Raw genomic sequence first — 24,283 nt, 5'->3', positions numbered from 1 at the left:
TACCGCGAACTTCAATTCATCCTCGATAACTCATATAATAACGCTAATATCCTTCAGGAACACAAAGAAAAAGTACAATTATCCTCGAAATAACTAACAACAATATAACATCCAATGATCAAAGAAAGACTAGTTCATATATGTATCTCGAAAGGGTTGATGAATTATGAGCCTGGAAGCTTTGAATGAACGTGTGAAGAATGATCTAGCTTATTTGTCATTTGGTGGCGCGAACTGGGTACGTCCAAGAGAACATGCGGATGGTCATGTCTATGATGTCGTCATTGTGGGTGGAGGCCAGAGTGGATTAGGGGCGGCATTTGGACTTCTTCGTGAACGGATCTCCAATATTGTCGTCATTGACGAGAATGCATCAGGGCTTGAAGGACCTTGGGAGACTTATGCACGTATGGTTACTTTACGCACACCCAAGCATCTGACTTCCATCGATCTGGGGATCCCCTCGTTAACCTTTCGCTCATGGTGGGAAGCACAGGTGGGGCCCGAAGGTTGGGAAGAGGTAGACAAGATCCCACGTGGAGACTGGATGAATTATTTGCGCTGGTATCGGAAAGTGCTGAATCTGCCTGTGCTTAATGAGGTGAAATTGACGCTGGTTGAGCCTATAGAGAACGGAATACATCGACTTCATGTGAACAAGGCAGGAACTCAGATGGATGTTATACTTGCTCGCAAAGTAGTGTTTGCTACGGGAATACAAGGTGGTGGAGAGTGGCATGTGCCATCCATGATCGCGGATAGGTTACCTCGGGAGCTGTATGCACATACGTCTGAAGCCATTGATTTTGATCGGTTAAAAGGTAAAAGAATTGCTGTGCTTGGTGGCGGCGCTTCTGCATTCGATAATGCCAGTTATGCCCTTGCCACCGGTGTGGCAGAAGCTCATGTATTTGTCCGGCGCGAACAGCTACCTAGTGTTAATCCTATTCGTCAGATGGAACAATCCGGTATGATTGAGCGATACCACGCTCTTCCGGTTGCTGATAAATATGAAGTGATCTCTCACTTCTTCAAATTCAATCAACCGCCCACCAACGATACGTTTAATCGTGCGGCAGCCTGGCCAGGATTCGAACTGCATTTGAATTCGCCTTGGCTGAGTATAGAAGCGACGGACCAAGGCGCGATTGTGTATACCGCACTGGGAGCATATGAGTTTGATTTTCTAATTATTAGCACAGGTCTGCTTAGTGATCCGGCCCTCCGCCCTGAACTGAAGCTCGTGGACCCATACATCGCGCGCTGGGAGGACTGTTATCAGGCTCCACCAGAGCATCGCAATACATTGCTGGATGCACATCCATACCTGAGTTCCGGGTTTGCGATGACTAGCAGGAGTGATCAAGGCGAGAAGCAGTTGCATGGGCTGTTTGTATTCAATTACTCTGCACTTGTCAGCTGTGGTCTGTCTGCATCGGCAATATCGGGAACGAAGAGTGCAGTGCCGAAACTGGTCTCTGCCATAGCGGATCAGTTGTTCCTCGATGATCGGGAGGTTATTTTGCAACAATTCTATGCGTATGAAGAACAGGAATTTACCGCTACGTGGGTGAAAAGTGGTGCCCTCGCTGAGTAATCGCACTCCATAATATTGTGAACGTGTGGCATCTGATGCTGCACGTTTTTTTGTTTTTCATATGATGAAGGTTACACTTGCCTTTAATTTGTTGTAAAATGTCGGTTGGAACATGTTAAAGGCAGGGATAATAGATGAATGAAATGAACTATGAACAATTTAGAGCCCATTTGAAGAAAGCGTCGCGTAAACGAAATGTACCTTTGATTAAGATCGTAGCATTTCAAGAGAAATACATGAAGATTGAAGAAGTTCAATTTTACGATGTGGAACAAAATCATATGAGTGTTCGGGCCTGCAATACGTTGTGGATGCATCTGGAGAATAAATCTTTCCGTAATATGGTGTCCCAACATTTGCAGTTTTATAGAGATATGGAGAACCTGGGTCGGCATTCCTTTGAGAATCTGATCAAAGAACTATATGATACATCTGTTCCTGTGCTGCTCGATTACAATCCCGCTAATTATTACACCTCGGGGCAGCTCGCTGAAATTCTGGTCATGGACGAGGAGAGGCTAATTGAACAATTGGAGATGGGCCGCTTCAAGGGGGCTTTTATTAATGAGGATGGCAAATGGCTTAAACCCGTACCGGAAGCAATGGTTGTAGAGTCATAGACCTCATGAAGTTCCCATGAAAAGCAAACCCTGCAACGCCGCGCATAATGCGCTGGACGCTGCAGGATTTTTAATGGAGATTCGAAGGGCGCGGAATTTCAACTTTAAGAACATGAAGTAAGTAACTTCATTTGATCGTTGAATACTCAAGTGTTGCGACGAACTGTAAATCCATCTTTACACCGATTAGGGGCGCCAGGAATTGAGACGATACTTCGTCCTTGGACCATGATCCCTTTTTGAGAGGCACAAAAAGCAGGAGACTGTCCATTCAATCGGCACATGTTGAAGGTTACGGGGGTAAGCCGTGCCATGGAGGCGATGGAGCTCCCTACAGTGGGTGCTTCAACAATCCACTCCGCAGAGGACTGCGGACCGGAATAATACTGAATGGTGCGGAAGGTCCAGCCTAGCGTTAGATTAGAAAGGGTGATACACCAGGTTTTGCATGTTAATTTGGCGATGACTGCTCGAATGCGATGACCTGGGGAAACGGGATGTGGAATGATGGTCTCCGCGTCAGGCAGGATCTCCCACCAGGCATAATAGCTGGGCTTGCCTTGAATCCAGTCGTGACCTGTTCCGGTCTGAATGAGACTGCTGTTCTCGAAGCCATCAATTCCAATCCATGCGGATGAATATGTGTTACGTGTAGTAGGTAGAACGTAGGGGACAGTCCATTCCGCTGAGATGCGACGGTATTGGTTCTGTGTTCCTGTGCGAGCATAGCCGCTCCAGTTGGAGGAGATCCATCCAAAGCGAGGAGAGGAATCTTTCTTTTTCTGATGCAGGGCGCAAGGTTTGCGCCGTTTGTGTGGGCGGTCTGTCATCAGGTCACCACCTTCGATAAAATAGGGACTAGATTATCAGATGCGCGTTCAGGAGTCAGGGGAAGGGACAATTGGACAAGAAAATAAGTCGAAAGATGCGTGTTTTTGAAGGTTTTTAAATTATTTTGAATGAAAGTGGTTGTTTTTTGAGGGATTTATGATACTATAGAAGCAGTTGGAGGAATGAAGATGCTGACTGAAGAACGATATGCTGCAATTATAGAGCGCTTACATTTACAGGGGATTGTGAAATTGCAAGAACTAGTTGATGTGTTGGGTGCTTCTGAATCAACAATTAGGCGTGACTTGATCGATCTGGAGAGTCGTCAGATGCTCAAACGCATCCACGGCGGTGCCGCACTGGTGAATGAAAAAACGCTGGAACCGGGCATGGAAGAAAAAACGTTCAAAAACATTCAACAGAAAACAACGATTGCCCGTTTGGCTGCACAGGAGATCGAAAATGGCGAATGTATTTATCTGGATGCAGGAACGACAACGTTAGCCATGATTCCTTTTATTGAAGCTAAAGACGTGACGGTTGTTACCAACGGACTTTCACATGTTGAAGCTTTGGTAAGCAAGCGTATTCGCAGTTATTTGCTCGGGGGTATGATGAAAATTCATACGAAAGCAGTCATTGGCAGTATCGCATTACAGAACATGGATAATTTCCGTTTTGATAAATGTTTTCTTGGAAGCAACGGAGTTGATCCCGAAATGGGGTATACAACACCGGATCCGGAGGAAGCCTTGATTAAAAGGCGTGCACATCAATTATCGGGAAAATCTTATGTACTGGCTGATTCCAGCAAAATAGGGGAAATTACTTTTGCCAAATTGTTTGATTTGGAGGAGGCCGATTTGATTACCGAGCAGATGCCAGAACACTGGCGGCCTGGAATCGCCCAGAAAACTAAAATAATTGAGGGATAACGATGATATATACGATAACACTTAACCCGTCCATTGATTACATCGTGGAAGTGGATGAGCTGAAGCTTGGCGGATTGAATCGAATGAATCGGGACTTGAAGCTCCCTGGTGGCAAAGGCATTAATGTCTCTCGCATACTGAATCAACTTGGAGCAGATAACACGGCCATTGGTTTCCTTGGTGGATTCACAGGACGTTTCATTAATGACAAGTTGCAAGAAGATAATATCCGGACAGACTTTGTCACAATTGCAGACGATACTCGCATTAACATCAAGCTGAAGCATGGAGAAGAGACAGAGATTAATGGTCTTGGACCTGCAATAAGTGCCGAAGAGGCGGAGCAGTTGCTTCACAAATTATCTTCGTTGAAAAAAGGAGATATTGTTATTCTCTCCGGAAGTGTACCGCCTTCACTTGGAACGGATTTTTATAACCGTCTCATTAAAGTCTGCAAGCAAACGGGTGCCGAATTTGTAATTGACACAACTGGCCCTGCTTTAATGGAAGCTCTTGAATATGCACCATTGCTGGTAAAGCCAAATCATCATGAACTGGCTGAACTGTTCGGTGTAACGATTGAGACTCGCGAGGAACTGGTGTTATACGGGCGTAAGTTGCTTGAAGCCGGTGCCAAACATGTGTTGATCTCCATGGCAGGCGAAGGTGCACTGTTCATAACCAAAGCGGAAGTTCATCATGCGAGTGTGCCAAAAGGTACTGTGAGAAACTCGGTTGGTGCCGGAGACTCCATGATTGGTGGATTCGTAGGTACCTATGTACAGAGCGGAGATCTACTGGAAGCTTTCCGCACAGGGGTTGCATCTGGAAGCGCAACTGCGTTCTCGGATGATCTGGCAACACGTGCATTGATTGATGAATTGCGCAATCAAGTAACCATTACAGCGATTTAGTTTAACGGCCATATAAAAGGTTTTCATTGTAATTGTAATGTAGTGAGGCCTGCTTATGCAGGCCGACTGAACTTAAGGGAGTGTACCAAGATGAGAATAACAGACTTGATGATCCAGGAAACGATGATCATGGACCTGCAAGCCACAACCAAAGATGAGGCTATTGATGAACTAATTGCAAGCCTGAACCGAAGCGGACGAATTAATGATCCTGTTCTGTTCAAGGAAATGATCTATAAAAGAGAAGCTGAATCCAGCACAGGTATCGGTGGCGGAATTGCAATGCCACATGCCAAAACAACAGCGGTGAACGAACCAACAGTTGTATTTGCCAAGAGTAGAAAAGGGCTTGATTTTGAAGCGTTGGATGATCAGCCAGCTCATGTGTTCTTCATGATTGCGGCTCCAGAAGGCGCAGGTAATACCCATCTGCGTACGCTTGCAGCTCTTTCCAGATTGTTGATTGATAGCGATTTCATCTCACAATTGATGAGTACAGATACACCTGCCGAAGTAAGTGCATTGTTTGATGCCAAACAGGCTGAAGCAGCTGAGAAGGAAGCAGCCAAAGAAAAAGCAAAAGCTGAAAAAGCAGCAAATGCCGCATCCACTTCTAATACTGGTCAGCAACAGAATACTTCTGGTGTGATTGTAGGTAATGCCAATTCGGAAGATTTTGTTGTTGCGGTTACTGCCTGTCCAACCGGTATAGCGCATACGTTTATGGCTGAAGATGCACTTAAAAAGAAAGCTCAGGAAATGGGCATTAATATTCGCGTAGAGACAAACGGCTCTGAAGGAGCACAAAATGTTTTGACGGCTGACGAGATCGCCCGCGCCAAAGGGGTTATCGTTGCCGCAGACAAAAATGTGGAAATGGCACGTTTCGATGGCAAACCGGTATTGCAAAGACCGGTGAGTGATGGAATCCGTAAATCCGAAGAGCTGATTCGCAAGGCCGTTAACGGTGATGCACCGATCTATCGCAGCCAAGGCGGAAATGCCAAGGAAGAGGGCGCAAGCACTGGTAAGATTAGTGTAGGTAGCAAAATCTATAAAGATCTGATGAATGGTATCTCGCATATGCTGCCGTTTGTTGTAGGTGGCGGTATCCTGCTTGCAATCTCTTTCTTGTTCGAGCAGCTTGCTAGCCCTGAAAATCCGATTGTGCAACTACTTCAAACGATCGGTGGTGGAACAGGTGCGTTCCACTTCCTGATTCCGGTACTTGCCGGATTTATCGCGATGAGCATTGGTGATCGCCCGGCCCTGATGCCTGGTATGGTCGGTGGATTGATGGCGGTTAACTCAAACGCCGGTTTCCTTGGTGGTTTGGCTGCCGGTTTCCTGGCGGGTTATGTAGTTATTGGTCTCCGTAAGTTGTTCAAAGGATTGCCAAAAGCGATTGATGGCTTGAAACCAATTTTGCTGTATCCGGTATTTGGTTTGCTGATCGTAGGTGCCATCAGTTTCTATGTCTTTGATCCAATCTTTGGTTCCCTGAACACATGGCTTGTAGATGCACTGGGTAATCTGGGTACAGGTAATGCGGTATTGCTAGGCTTGCTGCTTGGCGGTATGATGTCCATCGATATGGGTGGACCGTTCAACAAAGCGGCTTACACGTTCGCTATCGGCGTATTCACATCCAGTGGTAATACAGACGGTGCATGGATGGCAGCGGTTATGGCAGGCGGTATGGTGCCTCCTCTGGCGATTGCACTTGCAACAACGTTCTTCAAAACCAAATTTACAGAGCAAGAACGCAAATCAGGTTTGACTAACTATGTACTTGGATTCTCTTTCATTACAGAAGGTGCAATTCCATTTGCTGCGGCTGATCCATTGCGTGTATTGACTTCTTGTATTCTGGGTTCCGCTGTTGCTGGCGGATTGACACAACTGTGGCACATTAATGTACCAGCTCCGCATGGCGGGATCTTTGTTGCAGCACTGGCGAACCACGCATTATTGTTCCTGCTCGCTGTTGCGATTGGTTCTGTGATCTCCGGTCTGATTCTGGGCTTGTGGAAGAAGTCACCAATGATCGTGAAGTAACAAATATAAGTAACATCTCCTGAGTGAAATTCACTTGGGGGATGTTTTTTTTATTTCAGCTTTTTTGTCAGGTAGTGGAAAGTTGCCTCCAAATTTGTGTAAAATGCTTATTTAGATTTTACATTCATGTGTGGTAAAATAAATATAATTATATTTTGAAACTATGTTTCATCTAATGAAACATATGCAGGAGGAATTGGAATGTCTGATGTAATTAAAAGTCAGGTGCAGAAGCAGTTTGCGAAAAATGCAGGTAAATATGTGACGAGTTCGGGGCATGCCAAAGGTGAGGATCTCGCGTTGCTCGTGGCTTCATCTCAAGCCACTCCGGATATGAACGTGCTGGATATCGCCACTGGAGGAGGGCATGTCGCTAATGCCTTGGCTCCACTTGTTCAGCGGGTGACAGCTCTCGATCTAACGGAAGAAATGCTTCAGGTAGCTGAAGCATTTATCCAGGGCAATGGACACCGTAATGTAGATTTTGTTGCCGGGGATGCAGAGAAGCTGCCGTTCGATGATGATGTCTTTGACCTTGTAACCTGCCGAATCGCTGCTCACCATTTTCCGGACGTTTCTTCGTTTGTTCATGAGGCATTACGAGTTATGAAGCCCGGTGGAAGGTTGTTATTCATTGACAACGTGGCACCTGAACGTGATGAGCATGACCAGTTTTACAATGAAGTGGAGAAGTGTCGGGATGCAAGCCATGTTCGAGCATGGCGCAAGACGGAATGGATTCATATGCTGGAGTATGCGGGTTTCCAAATGGAAACGATGGTTTCCTTCCAGAAGCGCTTTAAGTTTGAAGAGTGGTGTAACCGTGCGGCACTGCCGGAACGGGAGAGAAGGGAACTTGAAGCAAGCATGTTGAGTGCACCGTCCATCATCCGAAAATTTTTCAATTTTGAAGTGACAACGAACGGGAAGCTCGACAGCTTCCAAGGAGAAAGTGTGTATATCCAAGCGATTAAACCGACTCATGTTTAAAGATCGAATCGACGGTTCAGACGGTCTCTCTTCTTCGCATGTGTTACTTCCCTTTTCAGCACATATGACAGAGGTTCATCTTTAAAGTGCGTGTTCAAAAAGTCTGGTTTTCAGTACCGAGAAGATGGGATGAAGCTAGAAATGGAGTAGCGGAGCGTAGGAAAACTACGTGAGCAACGGACATTTCGGCTGAATTTCATCTTCGAAGCCGATGATGCCGCTAGGCATGATTCGTAATCAAAAGTGGACTTTTTGAACAACCTCTTAAATTAAACGACAGGCCATTTTACTTTACGTAGGGCATGGAGCAACTCTGGCGGCGCATTCAGATTGTCACGGACCAGATCCCGCGGGGTTAACGCCATCCACTGATTCAGCGATACATCCTCGAATCGATCACTTCGGAATATTTCCAAAAACCATAAAGTGTCTGTGCCGGTATTTTGTATATAGTGTCCCATTGCGACAGGAACATATCCGACATCTCCAGCCCGATAGTCAAATGTGCGAGCAATGCCATTGCCTCCAAAGACAGTCATTCTCCCTTGTCCTGTCAGATAGTATTGCCATTCATCTGCATTGGGATGCCAGTGCAGTTCACGCATGGCGCCAGGTCGGATCTCAACGAGTGCGGCTGCAACGGTAGTTGAGATAGGGAAGTTGGTGGAGTCGACAATCCGGACGCTTCCGCCCGGTGTAATGAGTGGTTCCTGGGCCAGCAATCGGTGTTTGAATGTGAGAGGAATGGTACCATATGGCGACTGAACTTCCTGGCTCTCGATGGAACCCGGGACGGTATCTTGGAAAATGTAGACCTGTTCCTTCGGCATGGACTGAAAAGCGGATTCGGGCACGCCGAAATTGACAGACAATACCTCTGGTGGGGTATGGGCAAACCAATCCGATATGGATAACGTATTCAGATCGGAGAAGGAGCCGTCATCAAACACAAGCAGAAATTCACAACCATCTTCCAGTCCCTGGATGGAATGGGGTAGACCTTTGGGGAAAAACCAGAGATCGCCAGGTCCGACATCCGCAATAAAATTACGTCCGTTCTGATCTACCGAAGTGATTCTTGCCGTTCCCCAGATCATATAGGCCCACTCGGATTGTTGATGCCAGTGCAATTCCCGTACACCTCCCGGTGTCAGGCTCATGTTCACACCAGCCAGTGTAGTGGCAATAGGGAGATCCCGTACGGTGATTTCACGTGACCAACCCCCATGGTTCAATTGCATATGTGTATCGGAAAAAGACATTCTCAGATTGGGCAATAACCCGTTATCGGTTGCTGGAGGTACCAGCATATCGGGGTTTTGTATATCTCTCATGACGTCTCTGGGTCCCAGATCAGGTCCTCCAGCGCCATCACTACGAATGGGTTGCGGGATAATAAATGGTTTTTCGTTTGGTTGCTGTCCTTTAGTCATTGAGTGATCCCTCCAGATTCAAAAACATGTCACACGCGACATTGTATCGTTATGTTTACACCTATGAATCAGGGCCTGGATAATATGAGGGACAAACGACAAAAAAGACGTAACCGCATGTGGTCACGTCTTAATACGTATGTGAGAAAGTTGAACAATCTATGAATCCGGTTATCGAATCAAACGAAGGCAGAATTCCAGATCGGATTGCAGGTGTTCTTTCATCAATCGTTCGGCAGTCTGCCCGTCATGTGCCTTGATCGCTTCGCAAATCTGATGATGCTCTTCAACGAGGAAGGGGCGCTGATAATATAGAGCTCAACATCTGTCATGGTTAAGATGGGTTGGTTGCAGGCTTTCCAGACTGCGTCGTACGAAAACGCTGCTCGTAAATCTCGTTTACCCGGTGGAGAACGGCAGGGCCCTGCTCTGTGAAACGAAGCGCTGCCGCTTTATTTTTCACCAGAAATGTACCGGATTCATGTCTGGTGGGTGATAAAGCCGCATTGTAGAGCAACGAAGCGCCATGACTTGGATGAGGGAAGAACCATTTCATAATGGGTTTGATGTAGAAGGGCAGGCCGGATGTTTTGTTGCCCTTCAGCGTATTATTTCCACCGGGATCTACGCTTAGTAGTTGTATGCCATCCGCTTTGGCAGACTTGGCAACCTCACGTGTCCATAGAGATAGACCGAGCTTCGAGGTAGCATAAGGACCAAACAGCTTTTTGAATTCAGCTGGACATTCCAAGATATTTAGATCAAATTGTTTGACCATACTGAACGCGGTGGTGGAAGTATTAATAACTGTTTTCATCTGTCCTTTGAGTAATAGCTCAACTAATTCCATGTAGATGATGTAAGGGACTACCGTCTGAAGTTCAAAGTGCAGTTCATGCCCCTGGTCAGAGAAACGAAGCTCCGAAGCGCTGCCACCCGCATTGTTAAACAAGACATCAATTGAATCAGTACCGGATTTAATCTGGTTCAGTGCCGTTCTCAGACTGTCGTAGTTTGTCAGGTTAGCCTGAACCCAACGGAGTTGCCCCGAACGTAAGGGATTCTGAATTTCAGTATCGTCGGATGGGAAAGCCGAACGGTTGAGACCGATCACCTGCCATCCTTCAGCCAGTAACTTGCGTGTCAGTTCAAGACCAATGCCTGACGTTGAACCTGTGATGAGAGCGGTGCGAAGCTGATTTTGTATATTCATATATACCTCCAGATAGAATGGGATTACAGAACGAATCTGTATGCTGCGCTCATTCTATAACTTGGAGTCGACTCCAAGTCAAGGGGTGTTGGGATGGAACGGATCATGCTTGACTTGGAGTCAGCTCCAAGTTTTAATATGGAGAGAAATGAATGTGGAGGGAGGCCGATATGATGAGTGAGAATGAAGTATTCTCCATTAAAGAAACGTCAGAACAGGCCGGATTATCAGAAGATACAATTCGTTATTATGAGAAGATTGGGCTGCTTCCCCGAGCTGAACGCAAAGCCAATCGCCATCGGGTATATCGCTCGGAGGATATCCATACGATGAAGTTGATCACTTGCCTGAAAAAAACTGGCATGTCTCTGGAGGAAATGAAGCCTTATCTACAGATGTCCATGGATTCGGATCTGGCAGATTTCCCGGATGAACGGGAGATGCTGGTGAATCACCGGAAGAAAGTTGAAGCACAGATTACTTCGCTACAGCAAGTCGTTGATTTTATCGACGAGAAGTTGGAGAAACGAAGTATGTATCCTGATGAATGTCCTATTACCGGGGAGAACCAGTTGTCTGTTTTTGAAAAACAAAACATATTCTCTTGATGGCGCTGCTGCCTATTTGAATTTGAAAACCCACGTCATGATGACGCGGGTCTTTTTGCTGTTTCTAGCATTTAATATCGAGTGTATGACGAAGTCGTTTGATATCGCTTTTGGGAGGGAGACCATACATGCGTGCATACTCCCGGCTGAATTGAGACGGACTTTCATAGCCAACCTGGAACGCAGCGTCGGCGGCATCGGTTGAACCTGCTAGCAACATTCGCCGGGCTTCATGCAATCGAATTTGTTTCTGGAATTGCAAAGGGCTCATGGCGGTAATGGCTTTGAAATGATGATGTAATGAGGAAGAACTCATGTTGATCATGGCAGCAAGTTGTTCAATCCGCATGAATTACAGCCCCCTTGTAAACCACTATTACTATTATTTTAAAATGCTCTGGAGGAATAGGCAAGAATACTGCGGGATTTTTCTATCGTACAACGACTGATCCTCTACATAATGGAGATAAGCAACGGAATCTTTTTGAAGCAGAGAGGAGTGAGAGACAATGGAGGGCAATTCAATGGGCGACCAACAAGAACCAAAACACCCGTATGTGGGGATGTGGATCACGAAGGATGGATATATCAGACACGAACTTCTTCCTTGCGGTAGATATGATGAAGCGAGAGGAGATCGGCAAAGTGCATATCAGGGTCGCTATGTTGTTCATGGGAAACATATAGAATACGTGGATGATACGGGATTTACAGCGGATGGAGACTTCAGGGACGGAGTTTTGTGCCATGCAGGCATGATTTTGTATAGAGAAAATGTACAATAACAACCAAATAAGGAGCGATTTAATATGTCCAATGTAAAAGGGAAAGTTGGTGTCATTACCGGTGCGAGTAGTGGAATTGGCGAGTCAACAGCTCGATTGCTTGCACAGCATGGAGCACATGTAGTTATTGGAGCTAGACGTATGGAACGTTTGGAGGCATTGACCTCCTCCATTCGTTTGGAGGGTGGATCGGTGGAGTATCATTCGCTGGATGTTACCCGATTGGAAGAGATGCATACGATCGTTGACCTCGCTCAAACTCGCTATGGACATATCGATGTTATTTTAAATAACGCTGGAGTTATGCCGCTATCTCCCCTTGAAGCGTTAAAAGTAGATGAGTGGAATCGCATGATAGATGTTAACATTCGTGGTGTTCTGCATGGCATAACCCTTGTATCACCGGGCGTTACGGAATCGGAAATCGCGGATACGATTTCTGATGAAGAAGCACGTGATCTCATGAAAGAGTACAGGCGCATATCCATTCCCGCCTCGGCGATTGCGAAAAGTATATTGTTCGCCATTAGCCAGCCGGCAGAGGTGGACGTAAATGAGATTGTAGTGAGACCGACAGCAAGCATGGCTTAAGGTTGGATCCTCTTTTGGTATATAATAGGTTCAATTGATACGAAAAGAGGAATAGTGCAGTGACATTACAACAACTAAAATATGTGATCGAAGTTGCCACGCGCGGTTCCATGAATGAAGCAGCCAAAAGGTTGTTTATCTCGCAACCCAGCCTTTCGAATGCCATTCGGGATCTGGAGCAGGAGTTGCGAATTACTATTTTTGAACGTACCAATAAGGGGATATCTCTGTCTAAAGAAGGCGTTGAGTTTCTGAGTTATGCACGTCAGGTGGTAGAACAAGCTGAATTGCTGGAGAATCGTTATCTGAACGCCAAGCCATCCCCGCAACACTTCTCTGTATCGACGCAGCATTATGCGTTTGCGGTGAATGCCTTTGTTCGTCTGGTACAGCAGTATGGTCAGGATGAATACGAGTTGGCGCTTCGGGAGACAAAGACCTACGAGATCATCCAGGATGTGAAAAGCCTGCGTAGTGAAATTGGCATCCTGTATTTGAATGAATTCAATGCCAAGGTAATTAACAAATTGTTAAAAGATGCGGGGCTCGTCTTCACGAGTTTGTTCACAGCCAAGCCCCATATCTTTATCAGTGTGAAGAACCCGCTGGCGAAGCAAGAGTCGGTTGCAATCGAGCAACTGCAGGATTATCCGTACTTGTCATTTGACCAGGGAGAGTACAATTCCTTTCATTTTTCCGAAGAAATCCTGAGTACGTTATCTCACCCCAAAAGCATACAGGTCAATGACCGCGCAACGTTGTTTAACCTGTTGATTGGTCTGAATGGTTATACGATCTCTACGGGTGTACTCAGCGCCGATCTGAACGGAGACGAGATAATTCCTGTACCGCTGGAATGTGAGGAATCCATTAATGTAGGGTGGATAAGCCACAAGAGCACTTCTCTCTCTAATCTGGGTGTAGCATATGTCCAGGCTCTGCATGAGGCCATAGGGTCTTAGAAGTGTTAAATGGTTCATCAAAAGGCCGTTTCCGGTTGAGTCGGAACGGTTTTTTTTGTTGTACTACGAACATTTAAGTATAGGGTGGTATGTTGTCATCCCGTGTAATAGAATGAAGGTATATGTCGAATAGGTGTAAGAGATTGAAGGGAGAACGGTTAGTGAGAGTTCTGTATCGGAATAAAAGTGAACAGCATGAGCTGACGGTATATGATACCCAAAAGCTTTATGGAGAGAAGGGCCGGTTTCGTGTATTAGAATTCTCCAACGCAGCTGTGCAGGGAGCAATGGATCTGGATGAGCCTGCCCGGATGGTGTTGGAGTATCCAAGAGCGATGGTACATCTAATGGAGCGGAATGATCCTGAATTTGATACGGTATTTGTAGTGGGACATGGTATTGGCACATTGCCAACCTACTTGTCTGATCGTAAGGTAAAGGTGGCTGAGCTGGACGCAGAGGTCGTGGAGTTGAGCCAAACCTTTTTTGGATATGAGGGAAGTCCTGTGCTCATTGGAGATGGTCGTGAATTATTAGGCCAAGAACCCGCTGGGACATATGATTATATTATTGTTGATGCCTTTACAGCAACGGGCACACCTGAGCAGTTTACATCCAGTGATTTTTTTGCCATGGTTAAGGACAAACTGGACTCGGATGGAGTTGTGCTGCTTAATGTGTTCGGGCGGGCTGGCAACGACCGGCTTGTAAGTGCCATCTATACGACACTTCAGGCACAGTTTGCTTATACACGTGCATTTGCATTGCCAACAGAAACAGCGGATGAAGTTCAAAATCGTATTTTAATGGGCAGTCATCACCCGATCGAATTTCAGGTTCGTCACATGGCAGGGTTTGTTGAGCAGGAGCCAGAAGAAGGATATATCATTGTCGATTAGGGCGATCCTGAACAGTGATTCTTCCAGGGAAAATAAAATGTCATTAAATCGTCAATCTTACGATGTAATTGTTAAGATTTCTCAAACTCTTTATTTGATTTTAACAACTTTCGTATAAGATAGAAGGAATATGCCTTTTCATGAAAATCCGGGGGAAGTAAACGATGATTGCACAGATCAAGAGATCCAAATTACGAAGAAAAATAAAAAACATCAAGAAGATCAGCCTTACGGCTTTACTTGGCGGGTTGGTCACTATTTCAGTTATAATGACATTGACCATCATGGTCATCTCATCGTATACATCTCAGAAACAGTCACTCATTGATAACACCCTGTCGCTAAACTATGCAAGCGCTGTGCAAATGAGCCAAAACCTGGATTCGCTTTTTTACTCCATGCAGGAAAGCTTGAAATATGCAGCCCAATATTTCCCTGATATGGATCACTCCAATACAAATGAATTGAATTCCACATTGGATTTGGTTCGCAATAGCAGTAATTTTTTCAATTCTGTTGCTTTGGTAGATAAAGCGGGAGTAGTCAGGTCTACCTCACCTTACTCACAGGCTAGCGTAGGTCACCATGTTAGTTCCAATGCAGCAAAAGAAGCGGTTAAATTGAGGGCTTCGTATATCTCCGAAGCGTACCAGACACCCAGAACCAAACGCAGAATTGTATTTGTCAGTGAACCGATCTTTGATTCGGCAGGGGCGTACCAAGGAACGATTGGTGGAAATATCTTTTTGCAGGAAAATAATATATTGAGTCTGTCTTTTGGCAGTCAGCTCAAGACAAGTAATGGTTCCTACTTTTTTATTGTGGATAAGAAGGGCACATTGTTATTTCACCCAAACACCAACCGAATTGGTGAAAATGTCAGTAAAAATGAAGTGGTGCAAAAGCTGTTATTAAACAAGAACGGTAAAGAACAATACAAAAACCTGGCAGGTGTGGATTCACTTGCAGGTTATTACAAAGTTCCATCAACAGACTGGGGCGTCGTAATCGTGTCTCCAACCCAAACGGTGTACGATCAGTTGAATCATCATATCCGTATGTTGTTGCTGTACACCTCAGTGCCTTTCCTGATCCTGACCCTTATTGTGGTTCGGGTTGCACGCAAGCTGGCCAGTCCTTTTGCTATGCTGGCTGATTTGGTGAATCAGGTCGATAAGGGACAAGTGGATCTACCGGTGATGAAGCCTCACTGGAATAGAGAGGCAGACCTTCTAACAAGAGCAGTTGTTGGCGCATTGGCGAACTTTAGGAAACAGACAAACCAGCTTGTCTATGATGCCAGAACAGATGTTTTAACAGGCATGAACAATCGCAGAACCTTCGAAGAAGTCATTCAGGAATGGATTCAGGATGAGGTGCCGTTCTCCATTATTGTTCTGGATATTGACCGCTTCAAGTCCATTAATGATACATTCGGGCATCATGCTGGGGATGAAGTATTGAAACACATTGCCAATATCATTCAATTGTCTGTTCGCACAGAAGATGTCTGCGCTCGGTTTGGTGGGGAGGAATTTGTAGTCTTGTTAAGAAATTCCGAGTCTAACGTGGCTTTTGAGATTGCTGAACGTATCCGAATAACGGTCGAAGAAAGCATATTGCCTGTAGATCGTTCCGTCACCATCTCGGCTGGAATTGCTGAATATCCGAAGCACTCCACAACATCCACAGAACTGTTTCACTTGGCGGATAATGCATTGTATCAAGCGAAGGAAGAGGGACGTAACCGTACGGTTACGATCCAAACGGTTATTAAATAAACAAGCAAAGAAGCTGTTCCCTAAAAACTAGGGACAGCTTCTTTTGTGTTTTATACCTCTTGTGAGGATCTGGCCAGAACCTCATTTGTATACGTTTCTCCCCAATCTCGCATGCTGAAGATAATCGGCCGTAACGTTTCACCAAATGGTGTGAGGGAATACTCCACTTTAGGTGGGATCTGGGGGTATATTTCACGATGAACAATTCCGCTGCCTTCCAACTCTCGAAGTTGCAGGGTGAGCATACGCTGGGTGATGTCAGGAAACAATTTTCGGATCTCGTTAAATCTCAGAGGACCGGAGAATAAATGATACAAAATGGCACCTTTCCATTTGCCTCCGATCACACTGAGGGTAACTTCCACGGAACAGCCGTATGGCGCGGGACATAGCTTGGTTGCGTCCTTTTTCATTATAAGTACACCTCCACTTTAGGGTGATTTTCTATGGTATCTATTTGGGTGGTTACATTACATAAAGTACGTATAGTTCATGAAAGAGCATATCACTTATGATGCAGATTATAAACCCTAACTCTAGGCGAAGGCAGATGCGATGATGTCTATAAGATAAAAAAGATCCCCGGTTTCAGGCTCTTCTCTGGATGTATAAAATATGATGATGAGCGTATATACGCTACTTCAGTGACGATAGAATGGAGTCACATAGAGCCATTGTTGCAATATTATCCCTGGCGCTGGAATGTGGGACGGTCTGATTCTGGCAACACGCGATGAAGTGCGCCATTTCACCAACAAATCCGCGTAGATAAAGGTCGCGATAAGCTCCTGACATGGGAGAACCGGAAGGCGTATATACGGTATCTTGCTCCTCGAGGGATTTCCAGGGAAGGCTAGATGAGCTTCGGGATTGATGAACAGTAAGTGTGTTGATCTCTTCAGCTGACGCAAATCCGTTGTCAAAGGTGACGAGTACACTTTCGCTCTCCCGTGACCAAGCACTCATGCCGGTAAAATAAGCACTGCCTACTACGTTATTCTCAAATACAAGGGAAATGCTTTGATTAATGTGTTCCCCATCCTTCACGGTTGTGCCTGTAACTCGTATTGCTTCTCCGAATAGGAAACACATCAGATCGACCATATGAATGGCAGCGAGCTTCATGAACTGTTCCTCATCCTTGCAAAATGGGGTACTGTCTACAGCAAATTTCATCTGGAATGAACGTACCTTACCTAGCGAACCATTATCAATGAGCTCCTTCAGCTTCATGTATACGGGAGCATAACGTTTCATAAAACCGACCATGACAACGACGCCAGCTTGCTCGGCAGCGTCTGCAACAGTGGCGGCTTCCGCTGCGTTCCATCCGAGCGGCTTATCCACGTATACATTCTTGCCAGCCCGAATGCATTCGAGAACAAGAGCGGTCTGATCTAAAGGCTGGGCGACCACAACGACTCCGTCACAGATTTCCTGCTGCAACATAAGCTGAGCATTGTCATACGCTTGTCCGTTGCTGCCAAATCGCAGCAGAGCTGCTTCAGAGCGTTCCATACTGCGAGTGGCAATGGCCTGGATCTGCGCTCCGGCTTCAACAACAGAAGGGTAAATATTCGTGGATGCATGAAACCCGGCACCGATAAAGCACAGATTGGTTGTTTTCAAGGTGGATCTCTCCTTCATTTTTACATTCGTATGGATCTATATTTGTTTAATGCTACGATAGGGTGTTTGAAGTTGACAAAAAAGGACATATGTCCTATTCATGAATGAATGAATAAAAAAGAAGTTGCATTTTTATTTTGGAGCATGTATACTCTGAATTACGGTAAAACAAGGAATTGCTTCACCGGAACGCTTTTCATCGATGGATGAGGAGATACATATTATGCGGTCGTGGCGGAATTGGCAGACGCGCACGGTTCAGGTCCGTGTGGGCTAACCCCCGTGGAGGTTCGAGTCCTCTCGACCGCATCTATCCAAAGAAAGGTTCGTGCGTTGCTCTAGGGCAATTCACGAACCTTTCTTTATGTTGTGGATCATTAGTGTGAATCCGGCATTTAGCTGCGGGCATTCTAATGATAATACTAATGTTGCCGCTGGCGTAGAATGACTGCCATGATGATTCCGGCAATGGCTCCTGCAATACCAAATAGCGCAACACTGGCAACCACATCAACCGACTGGAGACGAAACAAAAAAGCGATACCACTGCCAAAGGTGGTTCCGGCCAGAAATCCGAGCGAAATTCCTAATTCTTTCGTTAATTTCATTGCTTCACCTACTTGGATATGTGAGATATGGATTTGCAAATATTGGGTACAGGCAGTAAAGTGTGATCAGGAAAATCATCACATTTTATTTCCTTTTTTATCTTGTGGTTTTAACCCGTTAATTATGCATGATATCTCATATGGGAGGGTAAGAGCGAATGAATATGAACGAACGAATTGCAGCATGGAATGAGGAAGCACAGCAGTGTGCTTGCGGTCATCAACACCGAGTGGTGGATATGCTGATTCATCTGGAAGCTGGGGCCATTCAGAGGTTACCGGGTTATTTGTCTGAGCAAGGATATCGTCAGGTGACGGTTGTTTATGATCGACATACGTTTCGGGCCGCCGGATCTGATGTGCTGAGTAGTATTCGCGAAGCGGGAATGCATGTGGATGAGATCGCTCTACCGGAGAATCGCACGGGGGATATCATTGCGGATGAAGCAGCTATTGTGCAGGTTATGTTGGGTGTGAGACTCGAAAGTCAGGCTGTAATTGCGGTGGGTTCAGGTACCATTCATGATCTGGTGAGATTTGTTTGTTCCAAAATGAACAAGCCCTTTTTGTCGATACCGACAGCGGCTTCAGTAGATGGGTTTACTTCTGCGGGTGCACCCTTAATTGTAAGCGGCGTCAAACAAACATTTCAGGCTGTTCCGCCGGAGGCTATCTTTGCCGATCTGGATATTCTGGAGCAAGCCCCCCAAGTGATGACTGCTGCCGGATTCGGAGATATGCTTGGTAAATATACTTCACTTGCAGACTGGATTGTTTCTCGTGAACTGGGCGGGGAACCGTTCTGTCCAGTTGCTTATCGGATGACAGAAGAAGCGCTGAATACCTGCATAGATCATGTACAAGCTATTGCGGAGGGGCGAGCAGAGGGAGTAGCTGTATTAATGGACGCCTTAATTGTTTCCGGTATCTCCATGCTGATCATTGACCATTCCCGTCCGGCATCCGGAGGTGAGCATCATCTGTCCCACATTTTGGAGATGGATCTGATGCAAGCGGGAGAAAGGCCGGTTCTGCATGGTGCCAAAGTTGGCGTAGCATGTGCATTGCTTACGGTGAAATATAAAGAGCTTGCACAGACATCGGGTGAACCGGTGTTTGGGATATATGACCAATTGCCGGAGGCTTCTCAGCTCATCGCATGGTTGGAACAAGTAGGTGGACCTGTGACTACTGAGCAACTCGGTGTAACCCCGGAGATGGTGGAACATGCATTCAACACAGCGCATACGCTTCGTCCTCGATATACCGGATTGAGATATATCAATGAAGTGTTGAACACAAGGTTAGGATGACCTTTTAGAGAGAATGGTCATGATGAAATGCATTAACTTAGCATGTAGCGGGCTGTGATGGCTCTCCTTGGGAGCAAAAGGCGAAAAAGGGTAGGTTATCTGACATTTCTGATGGAATGGCCAGAACAGTGCTTCAAGTCCGAGAGAGAAGGCATGCATTTATTTTAAAAAAGGCTCTGGCCTCCCTATGGGGAGATCAGAGCCTTTTGGCTGTTCGCTTATTTAGTTGTTGCGACGATCTTTCAAGATGACATCTGCGAACAAAATAGTTTTCGGGATACGGAAAAATTGCTCCGCTTGTTCCTGAAATGCAGCAGAAGGCAGTGTTCCCTGATGCAGCCATTTGCGGAAAGTGCCGGGATGAACCCCGATCCAGTGGCTGACATCTGTCACCGACAGATCATGGACCATACACAAGCCTGTCAAAATACGGTTGCTAACCGGAGAACGGGTCACCGTACGCTTCATGAAGCGAGATGACTCGGGTTGACATATGACAGGGCTATTACGCACAACTTCTTCATTGAAAAGAATATGACGCGGGTAGCCGAGTAATTGGCAAGTCTTGTCCAAATTGGTACTGCCGGGTATCCGTCCTTCATATACCCACGCACTGACACTGCGTGAAGAGATGGAGAGGTCTTCAGCGAGCTGGGACAACTTGATATCATTGGCCATCAGTACGGCAAGAAGAACACGATTACGGATTTGACAGCGTGTCGGTTTTCGGAATCGTTTAACACGGACGCCTTTTCCCAAGTATTTACGGTTGATCAGAGACCACGCCTGGATGGAATGTTGTTCTGGTTGATTAGGCATATTTCCTCCGATTTTTTTAACCAAATACTACAATAAACAACGGGGTACTTTCAAGTGCCGGGTTTACTGGTTACAAATGCGTCAATGCGTCAATTCACGATAAAGAGGGAATTACGAACTAGACCATGCGCAATTCACATCCTAGTATATTCCTAGATTACAATGTTTCACTAAAAATGAGGGGAGAAATTGAACAGGAATATAAATAATATAGTTCTAATTACTCATTATTAGGTCTAAAGAACTTTTATCTGTTTTTTGTTGATATGATGCGGTTTATTTCCCTGAATTCCCCAAAAGCATGTGATTTTCGTTCCCCTGTTGCGAAGAGGATGTGCACAAATCTGAAATTATAAATCCGCATGTTCAGCATGACATGTGACCTGTCAAATCTCTTACTTTTACATATATTGTATGATACTCAAGTGTAAGGGAGAGGTGAGGAACGTGAATCTATCTGTGAATACCTTTGCTGTCATCTCGGGAGCGTTTGTTACGTTTGCTTTTGGCGGATGGGATCAATTGCTGAGCCTGCTCGCGGTCGCGATGGCTGTGGATTATATCACAGGTTTGGCGGCGGCAGTAAGAACGGGGACAGGGTTGAATAGCAACATTGGATTCTGGGGGATTGCTCGCAAAGGGCTCATGCTGACGGTTGTTTTGCTTGCTCACCGAATTGATCTGATCATGGGAACCGATTTTATCAAAGGTGGAGCTATTTATTTCTATCTGGTGAATGAACTCATTTCGATTACTGAGAATTATGCCAGAATCGGTCTTCCATTGCCTGCAAAGCTCAGACAGGCCATTGCAGTGTTGAAGAAACAGGAAAATCAGGAGTATCTTATGAATCGTGAATGGTCCAAACCGCAGCCAACCCCGGACAACATCAAGCAGCAGGCTGAAACAGGACAAACTCTGCAGGATGAATCCGCGAAACAGAAGGAGGATGGATCTCAAAAGGAATCCGAATCGAAATAAAACGGTTCGGATTCCTTTTTCTTATCAAGAGAACGTTTCCAAGTATCCTTTCGTAATAGAGAACGTTATGATATATTTTGGATACATGAAAATTCATTCATTTCTACTATTATATTAAACGAGGTGTTTGCCCAGATGATAAAACATATTGTCCTGTTCAAAATGAAAGATCGCTCAGCAGAAAGTATTGAAGCTGCAGCCCAGGTGCTTCGTAATCTGGAAGGTAAGATTGATGTCCTGGTTTCACTTGAAATCGGGATTGATGTGCTTCGCTCGGAGAGATCGTTCGACATTTCACTCACGGCGGAGTTTGCGTCACTGGAGGATCTCCAGGCGTATCAGGTACACCCGCTTCATCAGGAAGTTATCAAGTACATGAACGAAGTCAGAGAACAGTCAATTGCAGTGGACTACGAAATCTGATCTGTCATTCAAACTACGTTGAGATAAAGGGGACTCTGCATGAGCGATTTAAGAGACGTTATGGAATTTCTATATATCTTTGTTGTGTTTCTAATCGCTTGTCCTGTGATGATATTCTGGCTTAAGCGAAGAGGGAAACGGAACCGATAACTTATTGAACGGGAAGTGAACGAATGTATTATGTGAACAGAGAACAGATTGCCCGCCGGCTTGCTGCTGTACCGGAAGTAGCTGAAGGGCTTCGCGGGGCAGCAGAGGCTTGGGATGGCAGTCTCATGCTCGGGATGGTACAGGAACGTTGTCTTCACCTGGCGATCGAAATTGTTACCGATGTGGGAAGTTATCTGATCGACGGCTTCATCATGAGAGATGCGAGCAGCTATGATGATATTATTCAGATTAATTATGAAGAAAAGGTTTTTGATAATCCGACCTATGAGATATTGCGTCAGCTTGTCACGTTACGCAAGCCACTGGTGCAGGATTATTACACTTGGGAGCGGTCTGAGCTCCATCCGCTTAGCGTAGAGTTGCCGAGTATACTTGAACATTTCACTACTCAGGTTAGCGCCTACGTGGAAACTGAACTTGGTCCTTTCAATACGGCACAGGCCGAGGGACAGCGTAAGGAATGAGGGAAATCGCATGACAAATGAATCAAAAGAATTCAATGAAGTGAATACTGAAAGTAACGAAACGAATGAAACACCTTCCGGATTCCATCCGGTGTATATGGTGGAACTCTTGTTCCGGGAACGTCCAGAGGTGGATCGCTTGCGTTTGCAGGAAGCTATGATTCGTCATACAGGACAAGTCCGACTGGATGTGAAACAAGAGAGCGGAGGGCAAAAGCATGAGATGCTCGTCTTCTATCATCTGGACCATAAGGTATCCTTTCAGGAAGGGGATATCCCTGCTCAGACTTGCATGCTTCCTGTGAATGAAATCGCAGATCGTGCACGTTTTGGCGGTGCTCTGCAACAAGCATGGCATTGGCCGGAAGTGGGACAGGTTGTAGAAGCTTCGCGGTATTCCATCCGGATACATGATATGTTCACGGCTGCCATGCCTCGTAAGCAGCGCCTAGAGCTGTTTCAGAAGACTGTACTGGCAATCATGGAAAGTTTGACCTGTGATGCGCTGTATTGGTATGGCAGTGATAAGCTGGTTGAACCGGAAGCATATACGCAAGCTCAGGAACGTGAGGAACATCTGTATGCAGCCATGAACGTTCGAATGTATCAAGCCGGAGGTACAGAGGAACAGCGCGGGTTGGTCATGGATACCGTGGGATTATCTGCGCTGGGTGTACCTGATGTCCAGTGTCACTTCGTCGGTCTTGATCCCGATACGGTGGCTCAGACCTTACTGGGTGCAGCGTATTACATATTTGATCAGGGGGATGTTCTGCAAGATGGACAGACGCTGGGTTCTTCAGGTGGACGTCGCTGGCGTTGTGAACATCAGGCGGCATTGATTGCACCTGGACGATATGTCATTGATCTGGACCCGGGGGATGAGCATGCCGCGGCTGATCTCGAGCCGGCTCGACAGAACTGAGTTTAAGCCGAGTCATTTGCATCCATTCAAAAAGGGCGTTCACATTATTTTTAACATCTGGAGTGTCAAGTCAAGCCTGTGCTGCTTATAATGCATCAACAGAGTAGGCATTCGCCCGGATGGCTGAGCGACAGACCGTTGCTTCTGATCCGGTACTTAAACAATAGTAAAGGGAGAGATGTGACGTGAAGGATTCTAACAAAAGTTTGTTGTGGGGAGCTCTTATTGGCTCCGTGGTTGGTTCAGTAACGGCATTATTGCTGGCGCCGAAATCGGGACGTGAACTTCGTCAGGATATTACAGAAGGTGCTCGTCAGGTATCGGAGAAAGGTCAGGAACTGGCTGGTATCGTGGGAGAACAAAGTTCACAGATCGTATCCAAAGTTAAAGAGACCGCAGATGTCGTGATTCAGGATATTCAATCCTGGCGCAATTGCGCTGAAGGGAAAGAAATTCGCATATCGGCAGCCATTGTTGATAATGATATCGATAAAACAGTGGATGAACCCGGAATTGACATCGTAGCGAAGCTTCCTGCGGATGAGTCCAAGGACGACAACTAAGCAAAGCTTGATAAGCAGGCTTTCCTCTATTTAGAGGAGAGCCTGCTTTGTTGCGTGTCTACACATAGATGACGTAGCGCGTGGATTTAATTTGAACCCTGCGATGAAATCGGGTAAGATGTAGGTACCTTTTTGCCGGAATGTTCATACGGTAGGAAGAAAGCTCTGAG

At 45.8% G+C, this 24,283-nt stretch carries 24 protein-coding genes, 1 tRNA gene and 3 pseudogenes; 19 read left to right on the top strand and 9 right to left on the bottom strand.

The features are described from left to right. Positions 1–166: 166 nt before the first annotated feature. Positions 167–1,597 carry an NAD(P)/FAD-dependent oxidoreductase gene (locus D829_RS0113585; RefSeq protein ID WP_017689451.1) on the top strand — a complete coding sequence of 477 codons (1,431 nt, stop codon included), beginning with the start codon at positions 167–169 and terminating at the stop codon, positions 1,595–1,597. 134 nt (positions 1,598–1,731) lie between these two features. After that, on the top strand, positions 1,732–2,217 hold the full coding sequence (locus D829_RS0113580; RefSeq protein WP_017689450.1) for a hypothetical protein: 486 nt from the start codon (positions 1,732–1,734) through the stop codon (positions 2,215–2,217). Between the two features lie 146 nt (positions 2,218–2,363). Here the strand turns inward: D829_RS0113580 and D829_RS0113575 are convergent, their stop codons facing one another. After that, positions 2,364–3,047 (bottom strand): G1 family glutamic endopeptidase, encoded by a 684-nt coding sequence (locus D829_RS0113575; protein ID WP_017689449.1) that lies wholly within the window; start codon positions 3,045–3,047, stop codon positions 2,364–2,366. 189 nt (positions 3,048–3,236) lie between these two features. Between D829_RS0113575 and D829_RS0113570 the strand changes: the two genes are divergently transcribed. From D829_RS0113570 to D829_RS0113555, 4 genes are all read left to right on the top strand, one after another. After that, complete coding sequence (locus tag D829_RS0113570) at positions 3,237–3,983, top strand: DeoR/GlpR family DNA-binding transcription regulator (protein WP_017689448.1); 747 nt, start codon at positions 3,237–3,239, stop codon at positions 3,981–3,983. Positions 3,984–3,985: 2 nt separating this feature from the next. Beyond that, positions 3,986–4,897, top strand: coding sequence for a 1-phosphofructokinase (gene pfkB / locus D829_RS0113565; RefSeq protein WP_017689447.1), 912 nt, complete (start codon positions 3,986–3,988; stop codon positions 4,895–4,897). 90 nt (positions 4,898–4,987) lie between these two features. After that, positions 4,988–6,955: a PTS fructose transporter subunit IIABC gene (locus D829_RS0113560; RefSeq protein WP_017689446.1), complete on the top strand. Its 1,968-nt coding sequence runs from the start codon at positions 4,988–4,990 to the stop codon at positions 6,953–6,955. Positions 6,956–7,156: 201 nt separating this feature from the next. Continuing rightward, entirely contained in the window at positions 7,157–7,945 is a 789-nt protein-coding gene (locus tag D829_RS0113555) for a class I SAM-dependent methyltransferase (RefSeq protein WP_017689445.1), read from the top strand. 269 nt (positions 7,946–8,214) lie between these two features. On the opposite strand, the gene D829_RS0113550 is transcribed toward D829_RS0113555, so the two are convergent. The 3 genes and pseudogenes from D829_RS0113550 to D829_RS0113545 form a co-directional block, all read right to left on the bottom strand. Next, a complete protein-coding gene (locus D829_RS0113550; RefSeq protein WP_017689444.1) occupies positions 8,215–9,378 on the bottom strand; it encodes an oxalate decarboxylase family bicupin in 1,164 nt (387 codons plus the stop codon). 171 nt (positions 9,379–9,549) lie between these two features. Next, positions 9,550–9,660, bottom strand: a pseudogene (locus D829_RS32920) (FCD domain-containing protein); the annotation flags it as partial. Positions 9,661–9,712: 52 nt separating this feature from the next. After that, positions 9,713–10,591, bottom strand: a complete 879-nt coding sequence (locus D829_RS0113545; RefSeq protein ID WP_017689443.1) for an SDR family NAD(P)-dependent oxidoreductase — start codon at positions 10,589–10,591, stop codon at positions 9,713–9,715. Between the two features lie 170 nt (positions 10,592–10,761). On the opposite strand from D829_RS0113545, the gene D829_RS31015 reads away from it, so the two are divergent. Then, on the top strand, positions 10,762–11,199 hold the full coding sequence (locus D829_RS31015) for a MerR family transcriptional regulator (RefSeq protein WP_017689442.1): 438 nt from the start codon (positions 10,762–10,764) through the stop codon (positions 11,197–11,199). Between the two features lie 64 nt (positions 11,200–11,263). Here the strand turns inward: D829_RS31015 and D829_RS0113535 are convergent. Next, positions 11,264–11,545 (bottom strand): annotated as a pseudogene (locus D829_RS0113535) (AraC family transcriptional regulator); the annotation flags it as partial. A gap of 178 nt (positions 11,546–11,723) precedes the next feature. Between D829_RS0113535 and D829_RS0113530 the strand changes: the two are divergent. The 5 genes from D829_RS0113530 to D829_RS0113510 all read left to right on the top strand — a co-directional run bounded on the left by D829_RS0113530 (position 11,724) and on the right by D829_RS0113510 (position 16,217). Next, positions 11,724–11,984 (top strand): Atu4866 domain-containing protein, encoded by a 261-nt coding sequence (locus D829_RS0113530; protein ID WP_026081163.1) that lies wholly within the window; start codon positions 11,724–11,726, stop codon positions 11,982–11,984. Between the two features lie 24 nt (positions 11,985–12,008). Beyond that, positions 12,009–12,575, top strand: coding sequence for an SDR family oxidoreductase (locus D829_RS0113525; protein ID WP_017689439.1), 567 nt, complete (start codon positions 12,009–12,011; stop codon positions 12,573–12,575). Between the two features lie 59 nt (positions 12,576–12,634). Then, positions 12,635–13,537 (top strand): LysR family transcriptional regulator, encoded by a 903-nt coding sequence (locus D829_RS0113520; RefSeq protein WP_017689438.1) that lies wholly within the window; start codon positions 12,635–12,637, stop codon positions 13,535–13,537. 161 nt (positions 13,538–13,698) lie between these two features. Then, positions 13,699–14,436 (top strand): fused MFS/spermidine synthase, encoded by a 738-nt coding sequence (locus D829_RS0113515; protein ID WP_017689437.1) that lies wholly within the window; start codon positions 13,699–13,701, stop codon positions 14,434–14,436. Between the two features lie 164 nt (positions 14,437–14,600). Then, a complete protein-coding gene (locus tag D829_RS0113510; RefSeq protein WP_017689436.1) occupies positions 14,601–16,217 on the top strand; it encodes a sensor domain-containing diguanylate cyclase in 1,617 nt (538 codons plus the stop codon). A gap of 50 nt (positions 16,218–16,267) precedes the next feature. Here D829_RS0113510 and D829_RS0113505 read toward each other — a convergent pair whose 3' ends face one another. Further along, entirely contained in the window at positions 16,268–16,630 is a 363-nt protein-coding gene (locus tag D829_RS0113505; protein ID WP_017689435.1) for a helix-turn-helix domain-containing protein, read from the bottom strand. Between the two features lie 223 nt (positions 16,631–16,853). Next, entirely contained in the window at positions 16,854–17,846 is a 993-nt protein-coding gene (locus D829_RS0113500) for a Gfo/Idh/MocA family oxidoreductase (protein WP_017689434.1), read from the bottom strand. A gap of 225 nt (positions 17,847–18,071) precedes the next feature. Here D829_RS0113500 and D829_RS0113495 point away from each other — a divergent pair. Next, positions 18,072–18,155 (top strand) — tRNA-Leu (locus D829_RS0113495). A 113-nt stretch (positions 18,156–18,268) separates the two neighbouring features. Here D829_RS0113495 and D829_RS0113490 read toward each other — a convergent pair. Further along, positions 18,269–18,454, bottom strand: a complete 186-nt coding sequence (locus D829_RS0113490) for a hypothetical protein (protein ID WP_017689433.1) — start codon at positions 18,452–18,454, stop codon at positions 18,269–18,271. A 158-nt stretch (positions 18,455–18,612) separates the two neighbouring features. Between D829_RS0113490 and D829_RS0113485 the strand changes: the two genes are divergently transcribed. Continuing rightward, on the top strand, positions 18,613–19,767 hold the full coding sequence (locus D829_RS0113485; protein WP_017689432.1) for a sn-glycerol-1-phosphate dehydrogenase: 1,155 nt from the start codon (positions 18,613–18,615) through the stop codon (positions 19,765–19,767). 222 nt (positions 19,768–19,989) lie between these two features. Here D829_RS0113485 and D829_RS0113480 read toward each other — a convergent pair whose 3' ends face one another. Beyond that, positions 19,990–20,586, bottom strand: a complete 597-nt coding sequence (locus tag D829_RS0113480; protein ID WP_017689431.1) for a helix-turn-helix transcriptional regulator — start codon at positions 20,584–20,586, stop codon at positions 19,990–19,992. A 447-nt stretch (positions 20,587–21,033) separates the two neighbouring features. Between D829_RS0113480 and D829_RS31010 the strand changes: the two are divergent. The 5 genes and pseudogenes from D829_RS31010 to D829_RS31005 form a co-directional block, all read left to right on the top strand. Then, positions 21,034–21,420: pseudogene (locus D829_RS31010) on the top strand (phage holin family protein); the annotation flags it as partial. Between the two features lie 282 nt (positions 21,421–21,702). Then, positions 21,703–21,990, top strand: a complete 288-nt coding sequence (locus D829_RS0113470) for a Dabb family protein (RefSeq protein WP_017689429.1) — start codon at positions 21,703–21,705, stop codon at positions 21,988–21,990. A gap of 173 nt (positions 21,991–22,163) precedes the next feature. Further along, a complete protein-coding gene (locus D829_RS0113465) occupies positions 22,164–22,625 on the top strand; it encodes a HepT-like ribonuclease domain-containing protein (protein ID WP_017689428.1) in 462 nt (153 codons plus the stop codon). A 10-nt stretch (positions 22,626–22,635) separates the two neighbouring features. Then, a complete protein-coding gene (locus tag D829_RS0113460; protein ID WP_017689427.1) occupies positions 22,636–23,550 on the top strand; it encodes a DUF4261 domain-containing protein in 915 nt (304 codons plus the stop codon). A 185-nt stretch (positions 23,551–23,735) separates the two neighbouring features. After that, a complete protein-coding gene (locus tag D829_RS31005) occupies positions 23,736–24,113 on the top strand; it encodes a YtxH domain-containing protein (RefSeq protein ID WP_017689426.1) in 378 nt (125 codons plus the stop codon). Positions 24,114–24,283: the final 170 nt, after the last annotated feature.

This window comes from Paenibacillus sp. PAMC 26794 (genome assembly GCF_000316035.1).
In the GTDB taxonomy this organism is placed as follows: domain Bacteria; phylum Bacillota; class Bacilli; order Paenibacillales; family Paenibacillaceae; genus Paenibacillus.
This window is presented reverse-complemented; position numbering and strand designations above follow the sequence as displayed.